This is a genomic window from Bradyrhizobium sp. TM239, assembly GCF_036247985.1.
Taxonomy (GTDB): Bacteria; Pseudomonadota; Alphaproteobacteria; order Rhizobiales; family Xanthobacteraceae; genus Bradyrhizobium; species Bradyrhizobium ottawaense.
The window spans coordinates 128,110-145,692 of sequence record NZ_BTIR01000021.1 but is presented as its reverse complement, the minus strand read 5'-3'; the positions used below and the strand labels follow the sequence as shown (position 1 = coordinate 145,692).

The 17,583-nt window shown below is 65.6% G+C and carries 17 protein-coding genes; 6 read left to right on the top strand and 11 right to left on the bottom strand.

What is annotated here, in order from left to right; genetic code table 11:
• The first annotated feature begins 27 nt into the window (after window positions 1-27).
• On the top strand, window positions 28-945 hold the full coding sequence (locus tag AABA84_RS29540; RefSeq protein WP_212251526.1) for a LysR substrate-binding domain-containing protein: 918 nt from the start codon (window positions 28-30) through the stop codon (window positions 943-945).
• Window positions 946-989: 44 nt separating this feature from the next.
• On the opposite strand, the gene AABA84_RS29535 is transcribed toward AABA84_RS29540, so the two are convergent.
• Both AABA84_RS29535 and AABA84_RS29530 read right to left on the bottom strand, forming a co-directional pair.
• Window positions 990-1,751, bottom strand: a complete 762-nt coding sequence (locus tag AABA84_RS29535) for a hypothetical protein (RefSeq protein WP_212251448.1) — start codon at window positions 1,749-1,751, stop codon at window positions 990-992.
• A 15-nt stretch (window positions 1,752-1,766) separates the two neighbouring features.
• Complete coding sequence (locus AABA84_RS29530; protein WP_018315770.1) at window positions 1,767-1,955, bottom strand: hypothetical protein; 189 nt, start codon at window positions 1,953-1,955, stop codon at window positions 1,767-1,769.
• 253 nt (window positions 1,956-2,208) lie between these two features.
• Between AABA84_RS29530 and AABA84_RS29525 the strand changes: the two genes are divergently transcribed.
• Window positions 2,209-3,186, top strand: coding sequence for a DUF2336 domain-containing protein (locus tag AABA84_RS29525; RefSeq protein WP_212251446.1), 978 nt, complete (start codon window positions 2,209-2,211; stop codon window positions 3,184-3,186).
• A gap of 220 nt (window positions 3,187-3,406) precedes the next feature.
• Here AABA84_RS29525 and AABA84_RS29520 read toward each other — a convergent pair whose 3' ends face one another.
• From AABA84_RS29520 to AABA84_RS29505, 4 genes are all read right to left on the bottom strand, one after another.
• Complete coding sequence (locus AABA84_RS29520; RefSeq protein WP_212251444.1) at window positions 3,407-3,751, bottom strand: DUF1491 family protein; 345 nt, start codon at window positions 3,749-3,751, stop codon at window positions 3,407-3,409.
• A 53-nt stretch (window positions 3,752-3,804) separates the two neighbouring features.
• Entirely contained in the window at window positions 3,805-4,014 is a 210-nt protein-coding gene (locus AABA84_RS29515; protein ID WP_028142952.1) for a hypothetical protein, read from the bottom strand.
• Window positions 4,015-4,169: 155 nt separating this feature from the next.
• The gene (locus AABA84_RS29510; RefSeq protein WP_212251442.1) at window positions 4,170-4,880 is read right to left on the bottom strand and encodes a peptidoglycan-binding domain-containing protein; all 711 of its coding nucleotides are present in this window, start codon (window positions 4,878-4,880) and stop codon (window positions 4,170-4,172) included.
• Window positions 4,873-6,738, bottom strand: a complete 1,866-nt coding sequence (locus AABA84_RS29505) for a PAS domain-containing sensor histidine kinase (protein ID WP_212251440.1) — start codon at window positions 6,736-6,738, stop codon at window positions 4,873-4,875. Before AABA84_RS29505 ends, AABA84_RS29510 begins: the two co-directional genes overlap by 8 nt.
• Window positions 6,739-7,149: 411 nt before the next feature.
• Between AABA84_RS29505 and AABA84_RS29500 the strand changes: the two genes are divergently transcribed.
• Together AABA84_RS29500 and AABA84_RS29495 are read left to right on the top strand one after the other, a co-directional pair.
• Window positions 7,150-7,593 carry a DUF5330 domain-containing protein gene (locus AABA84_RS29500; RefSeq protein WP_212251438.1) on the top strand — a complete coding sequence of 148 codons (444 nt, stop codon included), beginning with the start codon at window positions 7,150-7,152 and terminating at the stop codon, window positions 7,591-7,593.
• Window positions 7,594-7,661: 68 nt separating this feature from the next.
• Complete coding sequence (locus tag AABA84_RS29495; RefSeq protein ID WP_212251436.1) at window positions 7,662-8,090, top strand: SufE family protein; 429 nt, start codon at window positions 7,662-7,664, stop codon at window positions 8,088-8,090.
• A gap of 155 nt (window positions 8,091-8,245) precedes the next feature.
• Here the strand turns inward: AABA84_RS29495 and AABA84_RS29490 are convergent, their stop codons facing one another.
• On the bottom strand, window positions 8,246-8,662 hold the full coding sequence (locus AABA84_RS29490) for a MucR family transcriptional regulator (RefSeq protein ID WP_338313899.1): 417 nt from the start codon (window positions 8,660-8,662) through the stop codon (window positions 8,246-8,248).
• A gap of 137 nt (window positions 8,663-8,799) precedes the next feature.
• The gene (locus AABA84_RS29485) at window positions 8,800-9,681 is read right to left on the bottom strand and encodes a DUF308 domain-containing protein (protein ID WP_338313898.1); all 882 of its coding nucleotides are present in this window, start codon (window positions 9,679-9,681) and stop codon (window positions 8,800-8,802) included.
• Window positions 9,682-9,993: 312 nt separating this feature from the next.
• Between AABA84_RS29485 and AABA84_RS29480 the strand changes: the two genes are divergently transcribed.
• Window positions 9,994-11,643 carry a glycosyltransferase family 39 protein gene (locus AABA84_RS29480; RefSeq protein WP_338313897.1) on the top strand — a complete coding sequence of 550 codons (1,650 nt, stop codon included), beginning with the start codon at window positions 9,994-9,996 and terminating at the stop codon, window positions 11,641-11,643.
• Window positions 11,644-11,812: 169 nt separating this feature from the next.
• Window positions 11,813-12,592, top strand: coding sequence for a class II aldolase/adducin family protein (locus tag AABA84_RS29475; RefSeq protein ID WP_100177703.1), 780 nt, complete (start codon window positions 11,813-11,815; stop codon window positions 12,590-12,592).
• A gap of 233 nt (window positions 12,593-12,825) precedes the next feature.
• On the opposite strand, the gene AABA84_RS29470 is transcribed toward AABA84_RS29475, so the two are convergent.
• From AABA84_RS29470 to AABA84_RS29460, 3 genes are all read right to left on the bottom strand, one after another.
• Window positions 12,826-14,220, bottom strand: a complete 1,395-nt coding sequence (locus tag AABA84_RS29470) for a M20/M25/M40 family metallo-hydrolase (protein ID WP_338307572.1) — start codon at window positions 14,218-14,220, stop codon at window positions 12,826-12,828.
• 24 nt (window positions 14,221-14,244) lie between these two features.
• A complete protein-coding gene (locus tag AABA84_RS29465; RefSeq protein WP_338313922.1) occupies window positions 14,245-15,573 on the bottom strand; it encodes a glycosyltransferase family 87 protein in 1,329 nt (442 codons plus the stop codon).
• Window positions 15,574-15,699: 126 nt separating this feature from the next.
• Complete coding sequence (locus AABA84_RS29460; protein ID WP_338307573.1) at window positions 15,700-17,322, bottom strand: helicase HerA-like domain-containing protein; 1,623 nt, start codon at window positions 17,320-17,322, stop codon at window positions 15,700-15,702.
• Window positions 17,323-17,583: the final 261 nt, after the last annotated feature.

The following is a 17,583-nucleotide window of genomic DNA, read 5'->3' as shown; positions in this document are numbered from 1 at the left end:
AGGTGAATTTGGTTCACTCGTCGGATGCTGCTGTCCAGTATTCCGATATCGTCCATCCGCGCGTTCGAGGCGGCCGCACGCACCGGCTCGTTCCGGGATGCGGCGAACGAACTTCATTTGACGCCGAGCGCGGTGAGCCACGCCATCCGCAAGCTCGAAAGCGCGATGGGCACGATATTGTTCGAGCGGAGCGCCCGCGCCGTCCGTCTGACGCCGGCGGGCGAGAACCTGATGCGTCATGCCGGCGCCGCCTTCGACAATCTGCGCCGCGGGATCGAAGAGGTCGCGGGCCGCGGCCCGCAATTGCTGAGAGTGCACTGCGCGCCGAGCTTTGCCGCGCAGTGGCTCGCCCCGCGCCTTGCCCGCTTCATGGCCGCAGAGCCCCAGCTCGAGGTCCGGCTCGCCGCCAGCACGGAATATGCCCGGTTCAGCAACGACGATTTCGACATCGACATCGTCTACGGGCAGCCGAGAGCCGAGGGAGTCGAGGTCATTCCGCTCGGCGAAGAGACCGTGACGCCGCTCTGCACGCCCGAGATCGCGAAGAAAATCCGCAAGCCGAAGGACCTGCTCGATCAGGTGCTGATCCGCTCGGAAGTGAAGCAGGTGCAGTGGCACCAATGGTTCACCGCCAACGGGCTCGAGGCGCCTGCCATTCATGGCATGCGCTTCGATCGCAGCTTCCTGGCGATCGCGATGGCGTCGAGCGGCCTCGGCGTGACGCTGGAGTCAACCCGGCTTGCCGAACGCGAGATCGCCACAAGGCGGCTGGTTGCCCCCCTCGCCGGACGCTCCGTCGACATCCGCTATATCGGCCACCATCTGGTGTTCCCGCGCGCGAGCCAGCAGCGGCGACCGATCCGCGTCTTCGCCGAGTGGATCACGCGGGAGGTCGCGGTTGCCGGCCCGGCTTCAAGCCGATCGAGAGTCAAGTCGACGGGCTGACGGCTCCGACCGCTCAATACGTGCCGCCGAAGCGTCTTTTCTGCTCAGCCCTTCGAAACCACCGCGCGCCCATAGGGCGGTTGTGCCTGGACCGGCGGATTGGCGGTCTGGGCGGCGAGCTCGCCGATCAGGCGGTCGGCATCGGCGGCCATGCCGTCGGGGGCCTGGATCACCAGGCGCTCCAGTGCCCAGCGATAGGACGAGATGCGCTGCTCCAGGCATTGCTGCACCCACTGCACGATCAGCGAGTTCTCCTGCATGCGCGCCACCGCGTCGTCCCTCTCTCTCGGCGAGAGCGCGGAGACGCGCGCCATGCTGGCGTTGCGCTTCCTGTCGAGGTCGATGACGCGGATCGCGGATGCGAAGAACGGCTCGAAGCGGGTGATGTCGTTGCGGACGTCCTCGATCAGCTGCGCATAGCGCGAGGAATGCGAGCGGTGCGGCTCGTCGATCAGCGTGCGGCCGTACATGGTGCGGTCGAACACGATCTTCTGCCGCCAGGGTGACGGCATCGCCTTGTAGTCGCCGAACACGCTCTTCCAGGCGGGGCGCGACAGCGGCGGCTCGATCATGGGATAGGCGAGGTCGCGCAGCTGGCGCTCCTCGTCGGTGAGCTGGAATTGCGAAGGCCTCAGGCCGACGCTGGAGGTGACTTCCGCGCCGAGCCAGCGATGCATGTCGTCGCTGCGCATGTCGGCGCGGGTGCGGCCGAAATCGCCGCCGCTACAGGCACCGAGCGCAGCGCCAAGCAGCGTCAGCAGGACGGCCGATCGGACAGACCGGATCTGGCGGATGGTGTCCGGCATTGCAAAGGCCCGGAATCAGCGACGGCGACGACGGCGCCCCGGCGCTGTGCCCTGCTCCGGCCCGTGATCGCCGCTGGTTTCGTCTGCCTCGCGCTCGATACGGATGACGGGAAGGATCAGGATCGTTCCCATGTCCGCGCGCGGAGCGACATCCCCCGACGAGCCCACCCGGCGACCGGCCGGAAATTCAATGATGGTCCCCATGTCAGCTCTCTTCAATTGCCGCGCGATCAGGCGCGCTCATGCAACATGCATTCATTAAGATCAGTTCATGGTTAACGGGGTGTAAACGTCGCGGTCGGACCGTAACCGCACGGGCCGGCCGCTGCGTCCCGATGCGGCACGAGATCGCTTCAAATCGAGCGTTCGGCTTCACGCCTCGTTTTCCTTAACGAGCCTTTAAAGGAGCCTGCGATAGGCTGGCGACGAGTATCTCTTCCAGGTCGCGTATCTCTCCATGACCAAGTCGCTGTTTCCCGGATTCGACGGGCTGATGTCGCTGTCCCGTCGCGAAGGCGTCGATGTTCGGCCGACGCTGTTGCGCGTGCTGACCGACCTCTATGTGCAGACGCGCGTCCACAGCGACGACGAGCAGCGCCAGTTCACCGAGCTTGCAACGCGGCTGATCGACCAGGTCGACGATGCCACGCGCGCGGCCATCAAGGCCAAGCTCGCGATCTATCCGGCGACGCCTGTCCCGGTCTTGCAGAAGCTCGGCCTGGTCGCAGCCCAGGAAGGCCGCAGGGTTCCGCTCGCCCGCGAGATCCCCATGCCCGCACCCGCCCCCGCGCCGGCCCGCACGCCGACCGACGCCGAGCTGCGCATGGCCGCGAACATGGCGATGCAGCCGAAAGACGCCGCCGAGATCCACGACATGTTCTTCCGCGCCGGCGCCTCCGAGCGCGCGCTGATCCTGCACAATCTGGCGCAGACCCCGCTGAAGGCGGCGCCCCGCATTCCGACCGTGCGCGCCAAGCGCGCGATTCAGATCCTGGAGATGGCGGCGATCGCGGGCGATGTCGAGAACTTCACCCTCGAGCTCGGCGACAGCCTGATCCTGCCCTCGCGCGTCGCGGCCCAGATCGTCGACGATGCCGGCGGCGAAGCGCTCGCGGTCGCCGCGCGCGCGCTCGACATGCCGAGCCCGAACTTCCAGCGCATCCTGCTGTTCTTCAAGCCGGAGATCGGCACGTCCGTGAACGAGGTGTACCGGTTGTCGCGGCTCTACGACCGCCTCAGCGACCGCTCGGCGCTGGTGATGCTGGCGGCCTGGCGCGGCTCGACGCTCGCCGTCACCCGCGCAAAGTACCAGTCGTCACTTCATGACGGCGAACGCCAGCGCGCCCGCGCGGGCGCAAGCCAGACCCGGCCGGGCGTGCAGCCCGGCGCAATGCCGCCGCGCCGCACCGGCACCGACGGATCATCGGAGCGCTGAAACCCGCTGACGCTGAGCGTGAGGCGCGCGGCATCTCCCCAAGCTCGTCATTGCGAGCGCAGCGCGCAGTCGTGCCCCGGACGCAGCGCAGCGCCCCTCGACGATGCGCTGCTGAGCCGGGGCCCATCTCTCCGCCTTCGTTGATGCCGCCTTCTGGGGCCCGGCTCTGCACGGCAACGCTGACGCGTCGCCGCTTGTCCGGGACACGGTGGGGCCGCAGCTACGTCTTCGCCAGCTCAAGGAAATGCCGTCCGGCACGATCCTCGGTCTCGACGATCCAGGCGTCCGGATCGAAGCGGATTTCCTTCGTCAGCCGTTCCTCGATCGTGTGCTCCGGCAGGGCTTGCGGCGCCACCGGCACGAAGAAGCGATCGACGGGGCGGCCGTCGTCGTAAGAGGTCTGCGGCGCCGGCGCGTAGAGCATCGCATGGCCGTCGAGCAGCGACACTTTCACGAACACCGCGCCCGCCTCCTCGGCACCGCGACGGCGTACCGCGCCGAACACGCCTTCGGTCTGGCAACGGCGCAGGTAAGCCGCCACCCATATGTTGGATTTCAAACGCATGAGTCGAACGATAGGCCAGCGTGACGCGCGCCGCCAGTCTCAGCGTCCGATTGTCACGCCTTGCTTACACCTTGCCCGCCGTTGATCTGGCGCGCAACGAGGTATGACAGCGGCATTGCAAGTGCGAATCCCACGGCGACCGCATAGGGGATGTTCCTGATGGCGTCGGCGGCGAAGCTCGGCACCATCAGCACGACGATCAGACTGACGCCCGCCAGCACCGTACCCAGCATGATCCAGACCAGAACCGAGACCTTGAACATGACAACCTCTCTTCTTCGTTGAAGATGAGCGATCATGTTCCCCGAAGCCGTCGGCCGTCATTGATCCCAAGCAAATCGCGCCTGCTGGACGCGGCCAGGCTTGCCGGCGCGCGATGCCCGGAATTGATCGGCGTCAATGACAGGGGGCGGTGAGGCTACTCGACAGGATGGCCGATCGCAGCGCCGAGCTCGCGCAGCAGCCGGTCGGACAGCTGGCCGGTGACCTGCATCTTGTGCTCGCGCTCGAACTTCTGGATCGCGGACTGGGTCTCGCCGCTCATCGTGCCCGTGATCTTCAGATTGCCATAGCCATATTCGGACAGCGCGCGCTGCACGCCGGCGATACGCCGTGCGGCCGGGCTCTGCGGCACGGGAATCGGCGCCGGTGGACGCATGGCCGACGGCGGCGTCGAGGTCGTCGCCTTGACCAGATTGGTCATGGGATCACTGCCCGCGCGCGGCGTCGATGCGGTCGCCTCGACGGGTTTCTCGGGCGGCTTCTCGGCGGCTCGCTCGGCAGGTTTGGGCTCGGCGCGGAACTCGGTCGCGCGCGGCTCCAGCGGCGACGTATCGGCACCGACGGGGCGCGGACGCGGCAAGGGATTCGACAGCGCCACGGAGGACGGTGCGGGAAGATTGATCACGGTGCCGAACATCGGCGCCGGATGCCGGCCGGTCTGCAGGAACAGCGCATTGGCAACGATCGCGCCGATCGCGGCGACGGCGACGAGACCGGCCAGCGTGTCCTTGGGGCTGTGCAGCAGCACGCGCATCACGAGGTTACGCTCGGTCTCGACATCGACCACCGCGGCCTTGGCGCCACGGCGGCGCGGAGCGGCTTCGTCCTTGGTAGACTTCCTAGGCACTTTTCTTCACCAGAGCGGGTTGGTCCTGAGACTGGTCGTGAGTTTGGTTTTGAAGATCCTGGCGCAGCACCGGCGTCAGCGTCGCGACCTTGCTCTCGACCGGCTTGACTTGCGGCGGCGTGTAGACGAGCGGCAGCCTGACGGTGACGGCGGTGCCCTCTCCCAACCTGCTTTGTACCGTCAATTCGCCGAGATGCAACGCCACGAGACTCTTCACGATCGAAAGTCCGAGACCGGTTCCCTCGTGACGGCGCTGATAGGTCTTGCCCGCCTGGAAGAACGGCGCGCCGATGCGCTTGAGATCGTCGGGCGCAATGCCGACGCCGGTGTCGCTGATGCGCAGCGTCAGCTGCGAATCCGACACCGAAGCGGTCACCGAGACCTGACCGCCGCGCTCGGTGAACTTGATGGCGTTGGCGACGAGATTGAGCACGATCTGCTTGAACGCCCTGGGATCACCGGTCATGACGGGCAGATCCTGCGGCGCATCGGTGATGAGATCGATGCCGTTCTCCCGCGCCTTCAGCGCCAAGAGATTGCAGCAATGCAGCAGCGAGGCGCGCGGCGCGAACGGCTCGGACGCGATCTCGAAATTGCCCGACTCCATCTTCGACATGTCCAGGATGCCGTTGACGACCGACAACAGGTGCTGGCCGGAATCGTTGATGAGCTGGGCGTATTCCTGGCGCTGGGCCGCACCCAGCATCAGGGTCTGCTCCTGCGCGATCATCTCGGAGAAGCCGATGATGGCGTTCAGCGGCGTGCGCAGCTCGTGGCTCATGGTAGCGAGGAAGCGCGTCTTGGCGGCATCGGCAGCTTCCGCGGCGCTGCGCGCCTGATCCAGCGCCTGCTCGGACAGCTTGTGGTCGGTGACGTCGCGCATCACGGCGACGACCTCGGCCTCGCGCGTGACGTCGCTATGGGGATTCTGGCCGATATCCTGGTCGAGCGGGCGGCAGCGCATCTCGACCCAGAGGAAATCGACCTGGCCGCGCTCCGAACCGTCGGGCTCACGCCGCAGCCGGAACTCGATGCTGCGCACGTCGCCGCGCGCGGCATCGGAGAGCGCGGTGAGATAGGCCGGGCGATCGGCGACATGGACGCGGTCGAACAGGCCATGCCCCAGCAGTTGAGCCACCGGCATCCCGAGCATGGCTTCCGCCGCCGGCGAGATGAACTGCACCGCACCGTTGCGCTGATGCCGCGAGACGACGTCGCTCATGTTGCGGGCCAGCAGGCGATAGCGCTCCTCCTCGCGCGACAGCAGCGCAACGCTGGTGCGCGCGAGCGATTCCGCGCCGAAGGCAAGGCCGGCGGCATAGAGTGTTGCCGAGACGACGCCGCACGCCATCAGCACGCCGCGTTCCGCGGCGCTGGTGTCTGCAACCGGTGGCCAGCCGAGCTGGCCGACGAGGATCAGGAGTCCCGCACAGGCCAGCGCGAGCAAGGATGCAAAGGCCGCGACGCGGCGCGAGGCCGACAGCGCGGCTTCGAGGGGAACCACGACCAGCCAGACCGCGGCGAATGATTCGATGCCGCCCGTGGTGCCCGCGATCGCCATGATCAGGCCGGCGAGCGCCAGCGACGACAGCACATGCGCGCCTTCATAGCGGCCGGTGCGCGACAGGAACCAGGACAGCAGGATCGGCGCGATCAGCCAGGCGAACGCGGCGACCTCGACCGCGCTCGGCGCGCCACGCATGGCGAGATAGACCGGGAATGCGGCAAAGGCGGCCAGGCTGCCGAGCAGCCGCGGCGCCATGAAGGCACGATGACGCGCCCGCATCAGCGCATCGTAACGCGCGGAGGGATGCAGCAGTGCATCGAGACAATCGCGGATGATACTCAAAACTGTCACGGGTCTCGCGCTTCGGCTCAATCGTCTCTGGAAGACGCGCCGGAACGCCTCCTTGTCGTTGAGCCACCGTGTCAGAGCGACCTTAAACGAGTGCTAAGGCGGCTCGGTGTGCGGCCGAACGCCGGGACATCGCGAGGCTTTTTAGACGATTTGGCGACGTCTTCAGCGAGGATGGTGAACACAGGGTTTCACGCATCCCAGCATGGTTTCGAATTGGTGGATATGCGTGCCTCCAAAATCACGGGCGGCGGCGTCAATCGAAAATTTACGACACCGTCGATCTCGAAGAATTTTGCGTAAATTTTCCGCGAATTAAGCTCAAGGCAATCACTTGCGATTTATCGAGAGTTGCTAGGTCGAAACGCGCGCGGACCATCGCCGCGGACGGGATCTAACGAACAGGTCGATAAGATGCGCTTTCTGCTCCGCATCACATTCTGGCTCGGGTTGGTGCTGGTGCTCCTGCCCAGGGACAAGACGCCCGAATCGGAGAAGCTGCCGCAGATCGGTGCCGCCGACGCGGTGCAGGCTGCGACTGCGGCTGTCTCCGACATGACCCAGTTCTGCAAGCGCCAGCCGGCGGCCTGCGAGGTCGGCGGACAGGCCGCGACCATCATCGGCCAGCGCGCCCAGGACGGCGCCCGCAAGATCTACCAGATCATCAACGACAAGAAAGAGCACATCACCAACGACAAGAACGAGAAGAACGAGAAGAACGAGAAGAAGGCGCCCGACCATACCGGCTCGATCGCGATGGCCGGCGAAGGCGATGCCGCATCGACCGAGGCGCCGCGCGATACCCTGAGCCAGGACGACCTCGCGCTGGAATGGCGCGGCCCGGTGGCGGCGAATTAGCGCCCAAACCCTATCGATTTCGGCTCCTCGCATCCTTATATTGGCGGAAAGCGGGAACACGGGCCAGCATGACGACGATCGACGAAATCAGGGACAATTTCGAGCTCCTGGACGAGTGGGACGACCGCTACCGGTACGTCATCGAGCTTGGCCGCACCCTGGAACCGATGCCCGAGGGCGAGCATTCCGCCGAGAACAAGGTGAATGGCTGCGTCAGCCAGGTCTGGCTGCAGAAGCTGGTCGATCGCGGCCATGGCGCGCCGATCCTGAAATATCGCGGCGACAGCGACGCGCATATCGTGCGCGGGCTGGTCGCGATCGTGCTCTCGCTCTATTCGGGCCGCACGCCGCAGGAGATTCTCGATACCGACGCGATCGCGGTGTTCAACGAGTTCGGCTTTCGCGATCATCTGACGCCGCAGCGCTCCAACGGCCTGCGCTCGATGGTCGAGCGCATCAAGACCGACGCGAAAGAGGCGCTCGCGGAGGCGTCGTAGCGATCTTCACGTGAGGAGCGCGTGCTTCGAGCCACGCAGCAAGAATTCGTAGCGTGGGCAAAGCGGAGCGTGCCCACGATTTGCGTGTGACTGGAGAGAATTCGTGGGCACGGCGCTTCGCGCCTTTGCCCACCCTACGAGATCCGAAGCCTGAATTACTTCCGCTTCCGCTGCTGCTGTCCGAGGCCCATCTGCTTGGCCAATTGCGAGCGCGCCACCGCATAGTTCGGCGCGACCATGGGGTAGTCGGCCGGCAGGCCCCATTTCTCGCGGTATTGCTCCGGCGTCATGTTGTACTGCGTGCGCAGATGGCGCTTCAGCGATTTGAAGCGCTTGCCGTCCTCCAGGCAGACCAGATAGTCGGGCGCGATCGACTTCTTCAGCGAGACCGCCGGCTTGGCCGCCTCGAGCGGCACGGTCTCGGTGCGGCCTGACGACACCCGCACCAGCGCGCCATGCACCTGGCTGATCAGGTTCGGAATCTCCGCCGCGGGCGTCGGATTGTTGCCGAGATAGGCCGACACGATGCTCGCCGTCAGCTCGATGAAATTCTTAGCCCCGGCATCCGACATGGGCCCGCCCTCTCTGCACCTTGCACTTCACGGGATAGACGACGCCGAACTCTTCCGTGTCAACAATTCGTTCGGCTGAAACAAGACGAGTGACGAGGCGACGACGATTGCGGCGCTTGACCGCTGCGCGGCAGAGCTTAGGACCGCTGGTCGAGATGGGCGCGCAACTCGTCGATCGAGGCAAAGCGCATCATGCCCTCCGGCATCTGCGCTTCGATCGAGCCGTCGGAATAGAGCGAATAGGCCATGCCGTCGACGATGCCGGATTTGAGCACGGTGACGGGTGGCTGCTCGACAGATGGCGGCGGCGGTTCGGGTGCAGGCGGGGCGGTCTCGGCAAAGGTCGACGGCGAGCGCGGCGGAGGCCGGCGCGCGGCGGCCGGCGGCTCCGGCGGGCGCATGCGGTCCGGCTTCGGCCAGGCATCGTCAAAGCTTGCCGGCGGAATGTCCGCGGCCTCACCGGGCTCCGCATGTGGCGGCGGCGCCCCCTCGGTGGTCTTCGCCTCCGCGCGCTCGCGCTCCTTGCGTGAGGTCGAGGCGAACATCAGGTTGCGTCGGCGCGGCGCTTCCGGGGCCGCGGGCGGCGTCGGCGCTTCCGGCTCCGGCGGCACCTCGACGCGCGGACGCTCGCGCGCGGCAGCTTCGCTCTGCCACGGCGGCGGGCCTGCGACGGGTGGTGGTGGCGGTGGCGGCTCGATCCTTCCTTCGCCCCTTCCCTCGATCCTGGCCGCCGCGGTGGGCGTCGGCTCGGGCGCAGCGGCGCCTGATGCGGCGAGGCCCGGCAGCACGGGCCTGACACGAACCTCGGGCGGCGCACCGGCCAGCCGGCGCGCGAGGCTCCTCAGCTCAAGCAGCACGAGATGCAGGCCGACCAGTAACATTCCGGAGCAGACGCCGATGGTGCCGGAGATTATGAGGGTACCGCCGAAGCTGAACTCCCTAATCGTCAGACCGAAAATGACCGCGAAGAGACCCGCCACGACGGCGAAAATCCCCGCGATCAACAATGCCAAATTCATCGAACTCACCCCCGGTCGCCATCCACACGCGACAACCGCTACGCCACGATACCGTCATCCGGTGTTCCACGCCAACGACGAATCGTCGGCAGCGTTCCTAAAGGGAAGGAAATCAGGGACTTATTCACATTCCCTTCAGCTACGGCTCGCTACTGCTTAGGCTGCTCTCACGTATCCGGAATTGCTGCGTCGCATCAGGAATTTAGCCATAATGCCCAATTACTTGGTAATGGAACTGCGCTATAGGGATTCCGGGGAACAGGCCCGCGCGCACCAGCAGGGCCAAGAGGGTATTCCGGGGCACCGATAGCCATGACATCCATCACGACTTCGGCGATCGACACGCCTCTGCGGCGCTCGGTCGAACGGACTTGCGACGATCTCGCCATGCTGGTGCTGGCCGCGGTGGCCGTCATTGCGGGCCTTACGTTCCGCGACTACGGCCTCGGCTGGGACGACTACACCCACGCCGAATATGCCGATTTGCTGCTGCGCATGTTCGGTTCCGGCTTCAAGGACACGGCAGCGCTCTCCTTCGCCAATCTCTACATGTATGGCGGCGGCTTCGACATGGTCGCGGCCCTCCTGCACAAGATCATTCCGCTCGAGCTGTTCGAGACGCGACGCTTGCTCGGCGCGATCGTCGGCGTGGTCGGACTTGCGGTGACGTGGCGGCTCGGCCGCCGCATCGGCGGGCCCCTTGCCGGTCTTGCCGCACTGCTGCTGCTCGCGCTGTGCCCGATCTTCTACGGCCACATGTTCATGAACCCGAAGGACGCGCCCTTCGCGGTGGCCATGATCATCCTGATGCTCGGCCTGGTCCGGCTCGCCGAGGAATATCCCAAGCCGTCTCCGCGCACGATCCTGATCGTCGGCCTGGGTGCCGGCCTTTCGATCGGCTGCCGCATTCTCGGCGGGCTCGCGCTGGTCTACGCCATGCTCGGCTTCGTCCCGCTGTTCCTGGAGGAGCTGCGCAGCGAGGGCCTGCGCGAGTCGGTCCGCCGCTTCGCCCATGTCGTCTACGTGCTGCTGCCGGGCCTCGCGTTCGGCTATCTCGTGATGGGCCTGATCTGGCCGTGGTCGATCATAGAGCCCGGCAATCCCTTCGAGGCGCTGACCTACTTCTCGCACTTCTTCGAGAAGCCGTGGAAGGAGATGTTCGACGGTGCGATCGTGTCCGTGCCCGACATGCCCTGGTCCTATCTGCCGACGCTGTTCGCGCTGCAGCTGCCCGAGGTGATGCTGGTGCTGATGGGCGGCGCCGTGGTCAGCACGTTCGCCATGCTGCCGCGAGGCGAGGTGCCGGCGCGGCGCAAGACCATCATGCTGATGCTGACGCTCGCCGCAACCCTGCCGCTCGCGATCGCGATGGTGAAACGGCCGGCGCTGTACAACGGCATCCGCCATTTCGTCTTCGTGATTCCGCCGATGGCGGTGCTCGGCGGCGTCGCCTTCGCGTGGGCCATGGAGCGCCTGCGCGCCAATCACCGCACCTGGCAGCCGGTCGTGCTCGCCACGTTCTGCTTTGGCCTCGCGCTCTCGCTCGCCGAGATGATCCGGCTGCATCCCTATCAGTACACCCACTTCAACCACATCGCCGGCACCGTGCGCGGCGCCGACGACCGCTTCATGCTGGACTATTGGGGTCTCGCGCTGAAGCAGGCCTCGGATGAGCTGCGCGAACAGATCGTCGAGCGCCAGGAAGTGCCGCCGACCAATCGCAAATGGAAGGTCGCGGTCTGCGGTCCGCAGCGCCCGGCCCAGGTCGCGCTCGGACCCGACTTCACCATCGGCTGGGATTCCAACGCGGCCGATTTCGCGATGACGCTCGGCGAGTTCTACTGCAAGGGCCTCACCGCGCCCGTGATGGTCGAGATCAAGCGCGACGACGTGGTGTTCGCCCGCGTCTACGACATCCGCGGCCGCAGCATTTCCAGCCTGCTGTCGATCCCGGCGCCGTAATAATTTTCTCCGAAGCCGTAGCCCGGATGAGCGAAGCGACATCCGGGAAGGCCCCGCATTCGCTCCATGCGGGCTACGCGCGACTGCCGCGCTCCCGACGCGCCTTGCCGCCAGCTTCCACCACGTCTACGCTCCCGCCCCGCAACAACGATGTTCGGAGAGATCAGCCATGTCGCCAGCGGAAGCGCGTCTGAAGGAAGTGCCGTCTGACATGACGGAGGCCGAGTGGCAGCAACGGGTCAATCTCGCCGCCTGCTATCGCCTGGTCGCGCTGTACGGCTGGGACGATCTGGTCGACACCCACATCTCCGCGCGCGTGCCCGGCCCCGAGCATCATTTTCTCATCAACCCCTACGGGCTGATGTTCGACGAGATCACCGCCTCGAGCCTCGTCAAGGTCGATTTGCACGGCAACCAGCTCTCCGAGAGCGAATACAGCATCAACCCTGCGGGCTTCACCATCCATTCGGCGATCCACGAGGTGCGCGAGGACGCGATCTGCGTGCTGCACCTCCACACGCTCGACGGCACCGCGGTGTCGAGCAGCGCCGAAGGCCTGCTGCCGCTGAACCAGACCGCCCAGCTCGTCACCCACGATCTCGCCTATCACGACTATGAAGGCATCGCGCTCGACCACGACGAACGGCCGCGGCTGCAGAAGGATCTCGGCGACCACAACCACATGCTGCTGCGCAATCACGGCACGCTCACGGTCGGCCGCTCGGTCGCCTCCGCCTTCGAGCGCATGTATCACCTGGAGCGCGCCTGCTCGATGCAGGTGCGCACGCGCGCGCTCGGCACGCCGGTCTATCCGGTCGAGGAGACCGCGATCGACAAGAACACCGAGCTGCTCGCCAACCGCGACCGCGCCGAGCTGCGCGCCACCAACCTCGTGTGGCCGCCGCTGCTCCGCAAGCTCGACCGCGAGCTTCCGGGCTACCGGTCTTGAGATTTTCCGGATTTGGTGTAGGGTAGCGTCCAACGAACCTCTACGCCTTTTGGAATGAAACGCCGCCCAATTCCGGGCGGCGTTTTTATTTTGGCCAGCGGCCGCCACGACAACAGAGCCGTAGGGTGGGCAAAGCGGAGCGTGCCCACGTTCTTTCATAATCACTGAGAGATGGTGGGCACAGCGCTGCGCGCCTTTGCCCGCCCTACGGCAGCTCGCTACGGCACCGTGCCCTACTTCACCTCCGCCAACGCGGCGAGAATTCTCGCCCACGAACGAATGCCCTTCTGGAAGCTGCGCAAATCGTACTTCTCGTTCGGCGAGTGGATGTTGTCGTCGTCGAGGCCGAAGCCGACCAGCAGCGAGTCGAGGCCGAGCGTGCGCTTGAAGTCGGCCACGATCGGGATCGAGGCGCCGGAGCCCATCAGCACGGTCTCCTTGCCCCATTCCTCCGTCAGCGCCTTGCTGGCAGCGGCAAGCGGCTTCATGTTCCAGTCGAGCGCGACGGCTGGCGCGGCGGAATGGTCGCCGAACTCGACCTTGCAGTCGCCGGGAATACGCGCCGTCACGTAGTCGCGGAAGGCCTTGCGGATCTTTTGCGGGTCCTGCCCTTCGACCAGGCGGAACGAGACCTTGGCCGAAGCATGCGACGGGATCACCGTCTTGGAGCCCTCGCCGATATAGCCGCCCCAGATGCCGTTGACGTCGCAGGTCGGGCGCGATGATGCCTGCTCGATCAGGAGGCGCCCCTTCTCGCCGGCCGGGATCGACAGGCCGATCGGCTTGAGGAACATCTCCGGCGTCAGATTGAGCTTCTTCCACTGCTCCAGGATATCAGGCGGCAGATCCTTCACGCCGTCGTAGAAGCCGGGAATGGTGATGCGGTTGTCGTCGTCGAACAGGCCGCCGAGAATTTTCGTGAGCACCCGGATCGGGTTCATCGCGCTGCCGCCGAACACGCCGGAATGCAAATCGCGATTGGCGGCGGTGATCTTCAGCTCTTCGTAGAGCAGGCCGCGCAGCGAGGTCGTGATCGCCGGCGTGTTGCGGTCCCACATGCCGGTGTCGCAGACCAAAACGTAGTCGGCCTTGAACTCGTCCTTGTTGGCCTCGATGAAGGGCACGAAGTTCTTCGAGCCGACCTCCTCCTCGCCTTCGATCAGGAAGGTGATGTCGACCGGCAGCGAGCCCGTCACCTTCTTCCAGGCGCGGCAGGCCTCGACGAACGTCATCACCTGGCCCTTGTCGTCCTCGGCACCGCGCGCCACGATGATCTTGCGGCCGTCGGCATGATCGGTGACGACGGGCTCGAACGGCGGACGGTGCCAGAGATCGAGCGGGTCGACCGGCTGCACGTCGTAATGGCCGTAAAAGATCACGTGCGGCCGTCCGCCGGCACCGGTCTTGCCGACGATGGCGGGATGCCCGGCCGTCGGCCTCACTTCGGCGGCGACGCCGAGGCTCGCGATGTCCTTGGCGAGATGCTCGGCCGCCGCCTTGCAATCCCCGGCGAAGGCCGGATCGGCGGAGATCGACTTGATCCGCAACAGCGCGAACAGGCGCTCCAGGCTGTTGTCGAAATCCTTGTCGATGTGGTCGAGCACGGATTGAAGCTGCGCATTGGCCATGGTCGGATTCCTGACTTTCGAGTCTCAAGAGGTACCGGGTTTTAGCGCCGTCGCAGGCTCGGAGCCAGCGGCAACGGGCGGATGGCGGATGTGCCATACGAGGCAACCGACAAGAACGGCGGTCGCCAGGAGATTGTTGCCCCAGGCCTGGAGGACAGTTGGAAACCACGGCAGCGCCAGCAGCATGAGAAGGCCGGCGGCCCCGAGGGCGAGCCAGGTTCCGAGGCGCACCTTCGCCCGTTCGTCGAAAGCGGCGCGATGCATCAGCACCGTCATCGGGAAGAACAGCCACATGAAGTAGTATTGCCGCGCCAAAGGCGAGGCCACCGTGATCAGGCAGAACAGGATGGCGAGCTCCTCGGCATCCGAGCGCGCCGTTCGCCGCGCTTGCTGCGGCATGATCGCGACGAAGCCGAGTCCGAGCAAGGCCGACAGCGCCAGCACGATCCAGTTCGCCGTCCTGTAATCGACGTCGATGATGTTCATCGTGCGCGGCGGCTTGCCGGGATCCTCCTGATTGAAGTTGATCGGACGGACCAGGCGGTGCGTGACGGCGATGAGGGACTGGTTGACCCACGACCAGTTCTGCGCGTCACGCTGGCCAAAGCCCTTTTCCGAACTCGTTCCGACCATGCCCTGATACCAGATCGCAAGCTCGGCCGCGTTGCGCTCGAAGCCGCGGATCGGCGCCGGCACGACATAGAGAAGGATGCCGGTGAAGGCGACCGTAGCGGCGGCCGCCGCCCATTTCCGCCGCCAGACCAGATACGGCAGAACCGCGACGGGAAACACCTTGATGGCAGCGGCGAGCGCGAACATGAAGCCCGCAAGCCAGGGACGTTGATGCCGCAAGCTCCAGAAACCGTAGAGCATCATGGCCAGCAGGACGAGGTTCGGCTGGCCGAGGTCGAACATGTCGAACACGAAGGGCACAGTGATGACGGCGGGCAGCGCCTCCAGCCAGCGGCCGGGGCTGCGCCCCGAGCCGGCCATGACCTGGGAGAACGTCCCGGTGTACCACCACGCCACGGCATTCAGGATCGACAGAACGACATAGAGCGGGATGCTGCCGAACCAGCTCGGGATCGCCAGCAGGATCGCCGGCAGCGGCGGATAGATGAACTCGAAATACTCGATGGCCGTGGCGGGATAGAGTGGCTCACCCTGCAAGACCTGCTGCCCGGCCCAGAACCACAGCGGATAATCCTTGGTCTTGCCACTGCCGAAGATCTCGGGAACGAGCACGTCCGCGGTGAGCAGGACGCAGCAGAACAGAAACAGCAGGTCGAGCGGCGCGCGCAGCGACAGGTGTCTGGGTGCGTCAGGCTTGGCTAACGGGGCGGGCGGGGTCACGGAGTGGTCCTGTGCGGCGGCGAACAGGACGTAGCAGACCGGCGCAGGCTTGGAGAGCCCCTCACCTGAAATTGTACCGGTGGTGGCCTCGGGCAACGGCACGCGGAATTGCCCAAAGCGGCCTGCCTACCGCCGCAGCAATCCGCCGAGCGCGCCGCGGACCAGCGTGCGGCCGATCGAGCCACCGAGCTGGCCGCCGACCGACTTGCCGATATTGGCGGCCATTCCGCCGATCACCTGGTTGGTGACCGATCGCGTCACGTCCCGCGCAATGACCTGGCCGGCCGACAGGCGGCCGCGCTTGACGTTGGTGCCGAAGATGGTGCCGACGATCGAGCCGATCTGGCCGAGAAGGCCGCCGCCGCTTCCGCTCGCTGAGCCGTCGGCCGTCGCCGCCGTGCCGGCGATGCGCTTCTGGATCATCTCGTAAGCGGACTCCTCATCGACCGCGGTGTCGTATTTGCCCTTCACCGGGCTTGCAGCCATGATCGTCTTGCGCTCGTCCGGCGTGATCGGCCCGATGCGCGCCGACGGCGGCCGGATCAGCACTCGCTCGACCATGGCCGGCGTGCCGTTGCCCTCGAGAAAGGACACCAGCGCCTCGCCCTTGCCGAGCTCCATGATCACCTTGGCGGTGTCGAGCTTCGGGTTGGGTCGGAAGGTCTGGGCCGCAGCGGCAACCGCCTTCTGGTCGCGCGGAGTGAAGGCGCGCAGCGCGTGTTGCACCCGGTTACCGAGCTGTCCGAGCACGCGGTCGGGGACGTCGACCGGGTTTTGCGTCACGAAGTAGACGCCGACGCCCTTGGAGCGGATCAGGCGGACCACCTGCTCGATCTTGTCCAATAGCGCCTTGGGCGCATCGTTGAACAGCAGATGCGCCTCGTCGAAGAAGAACACGAGCTTTGGCTTGGGCAGATCGCCGGCCTCGGGCAGCTCTTCGAACAGCTCCGACAACATCCACAGCAGGAATGTCGCGTAAAGCCTGGGGTTCTGGAGCAGCTTGTCGGCGACCAGGATGTTGACCATGCCGCGGCCGTCGCGGTCGGTCTTCATGAAGTCCTTCAGCGTCAGCGCCGGCTCGCCGAAGAATTTGGTGCCGCCCTGGTTCTCCAGCACCAGGAGCTGGCGCTGGATGGTGCCGACGGTGGCCTTGGTGACGTTGCCGAACCCCTGCGCGGCCTTGCGGATGGCTGCGAGCGGATCTTCCTCCGCGTCCGCCCCCTTCTTCCCGCTATCGGGCACGATGGCATCGAGCAGCGCGCGCAGATCCTTCATGTCGATCAGGGTCAGCCCGGCGTCGTCGGCGACGCGGAAGGCGACGTTGAGCACGCCTTCCTGCACGTCGTTGAGGTCGAGCATGCGTGCGAGCAGAAGCGGCCCCATTTCCGTGACGGTCGCGCGCACCGGATGGCCCTGCTCGCCGAACACGTCCCAGAACACCGTCGAGAACTGATCAGGCTGGAAATTCAGCCCCATTCCGGAGGCGCGCTTGACGATGAAGTCTTTGGCTTCGCCGACCTCGGAGATGCCGGAGAGGTCGCCCTTGATGTCGGCGGCGAAGACCGGAACACCGGCGCGCGCAAATCCTTCCGCCATCACCTGCAGCGTCACGGTCTTACCGGTTCCGGTTGCACCTGTGACGAGGCCGTGGCGATTGGCGAGCGCCAGCGTCAGCCATGCCTGCTCGTCTCCCTTGCCGACGAAGATCTTGTCGTCGGTATCGCCGAGCTTGCTGTCCTGTGCGGTCATATTCTCTCTGATCTCTCTGCCGGGTTTCGCGTATTGAAACTCAAATGCACCAGTTCCGTAGTTTAACGCATGTTGCGCGCCGATTGAAACGGTTCAACGCGGCCGAACATGCGACATTGTCGGAAACAGACGGAGCGACATCAGCCGAAAGTAGGAACGAGGTGTTCGCAACGCGGCAATTTTTCGCCGATTCCATCTCCGCTCTTGCATCGCTGCAACACTCTCCGCGCGTTCGAAGGTGAATCGCGACGACGCGTGCGT

What these genes read in the sequence shown, in the direction of transcription:
- AABA84_RS29470 (WP_338307572.1), bottom strand. Translation starts at nt 14,220, where the DNA reads ATGGCCAATGCGCAGCTTCAATCCGTGCTCGACCACATCGACAAGGAT.
- AABA84_RS29480 (WP_338313897.1), top strand. Translation starts at nt 9,994, where the DNA reads ATGACATCCATCACGACTTCGGCGATCGACACGCCTCTGCGGCGCTCG.
- AABA84_RS29535 (WP_212251448.1), bottom strand. Translation starts at nt 1,751, where the DNA reads ATGCCGGACACCATCCGCCAGATCCGGTCTGTCCGATCGGCCGTCCTG.
- AABA84_RS29500 (WP_212251438.1), top strand. Translation starts at nt 7,150, where the DNA reads ATGCGCTTTCTGCTCCGCATCACATTCTGGCTCGGGTTGGTGCTGGTG.
- AABA84_RS29490 (WP_338313899.1), bottom strand. Translation starts at nt 8,662, where the DNA reads ATGTCGGATGCCGGGGCTAAGAATTTCATCGAGCTGACGGCGAGCATC.
- AABA84_RS29460 (WP_338307573.1), bottom strand. Translation starts at nt 17,322, where the DNA reads ATGACCGCACAGGACAGCAAGCTCGGCGATACCGACGACAAGATCTTC.
- AABA84_RS29495 (WP_212251436.1), top strand. Translation starts at nt 7,662, where the DNA reads ATGACGACGATCGACGAAATCAGGGACAATTTCGAGCTCCTGGACGAG.
- AABA84_RS29525 (WP_212251446.1), top strand. Translation starts at nt 2,209, where the DNA reads ATGACCAAGTCGCTGTTTCCCGGATTCGACGGGCTGATGTCGCTGTCC.
- AABA84_RS29530 (WP_018315770.1), bottom strand. Translation starts at nt 1,955, where the DNA reads ATGGGGACCATCATTGAATTTCCGGCCGGTCGCCGGGTGGGCTCGTCG.
- AABA84_RS29515 (WP_028142952.1), bottom strand. Translation starts at nt 4,014, where the DNA reads ATGTTCAAGGTCTCGGTTCTGGTCTGGATCATGCTGGGTACGGTGCTG.
- AABA84_RS29520 (WP_212251444.1), bottom strand. Translation starts at nt 3,751, where the DNA reads ATGCGTTTGAAATCCAACATATGGGTGGCGGCTTACCTGCGCCGTTGC.
- AABA84_RS29475 (WP_100177703.1), top strand. Translation starts at nt 11,813, where the DNA reads ATGTCGCCAGCGGAAGCGCGTCTGAAGGAAGTGCCGTCTGACATGACG.
- AABA84_RS29485 (WP_338313898.1), bottom strand. Translation starts at nt 9,681, where the DNA reads ATGAATTTGGCATTGTTGATCGCGGGGATTTTCGCCGTCGTGGCGGGT.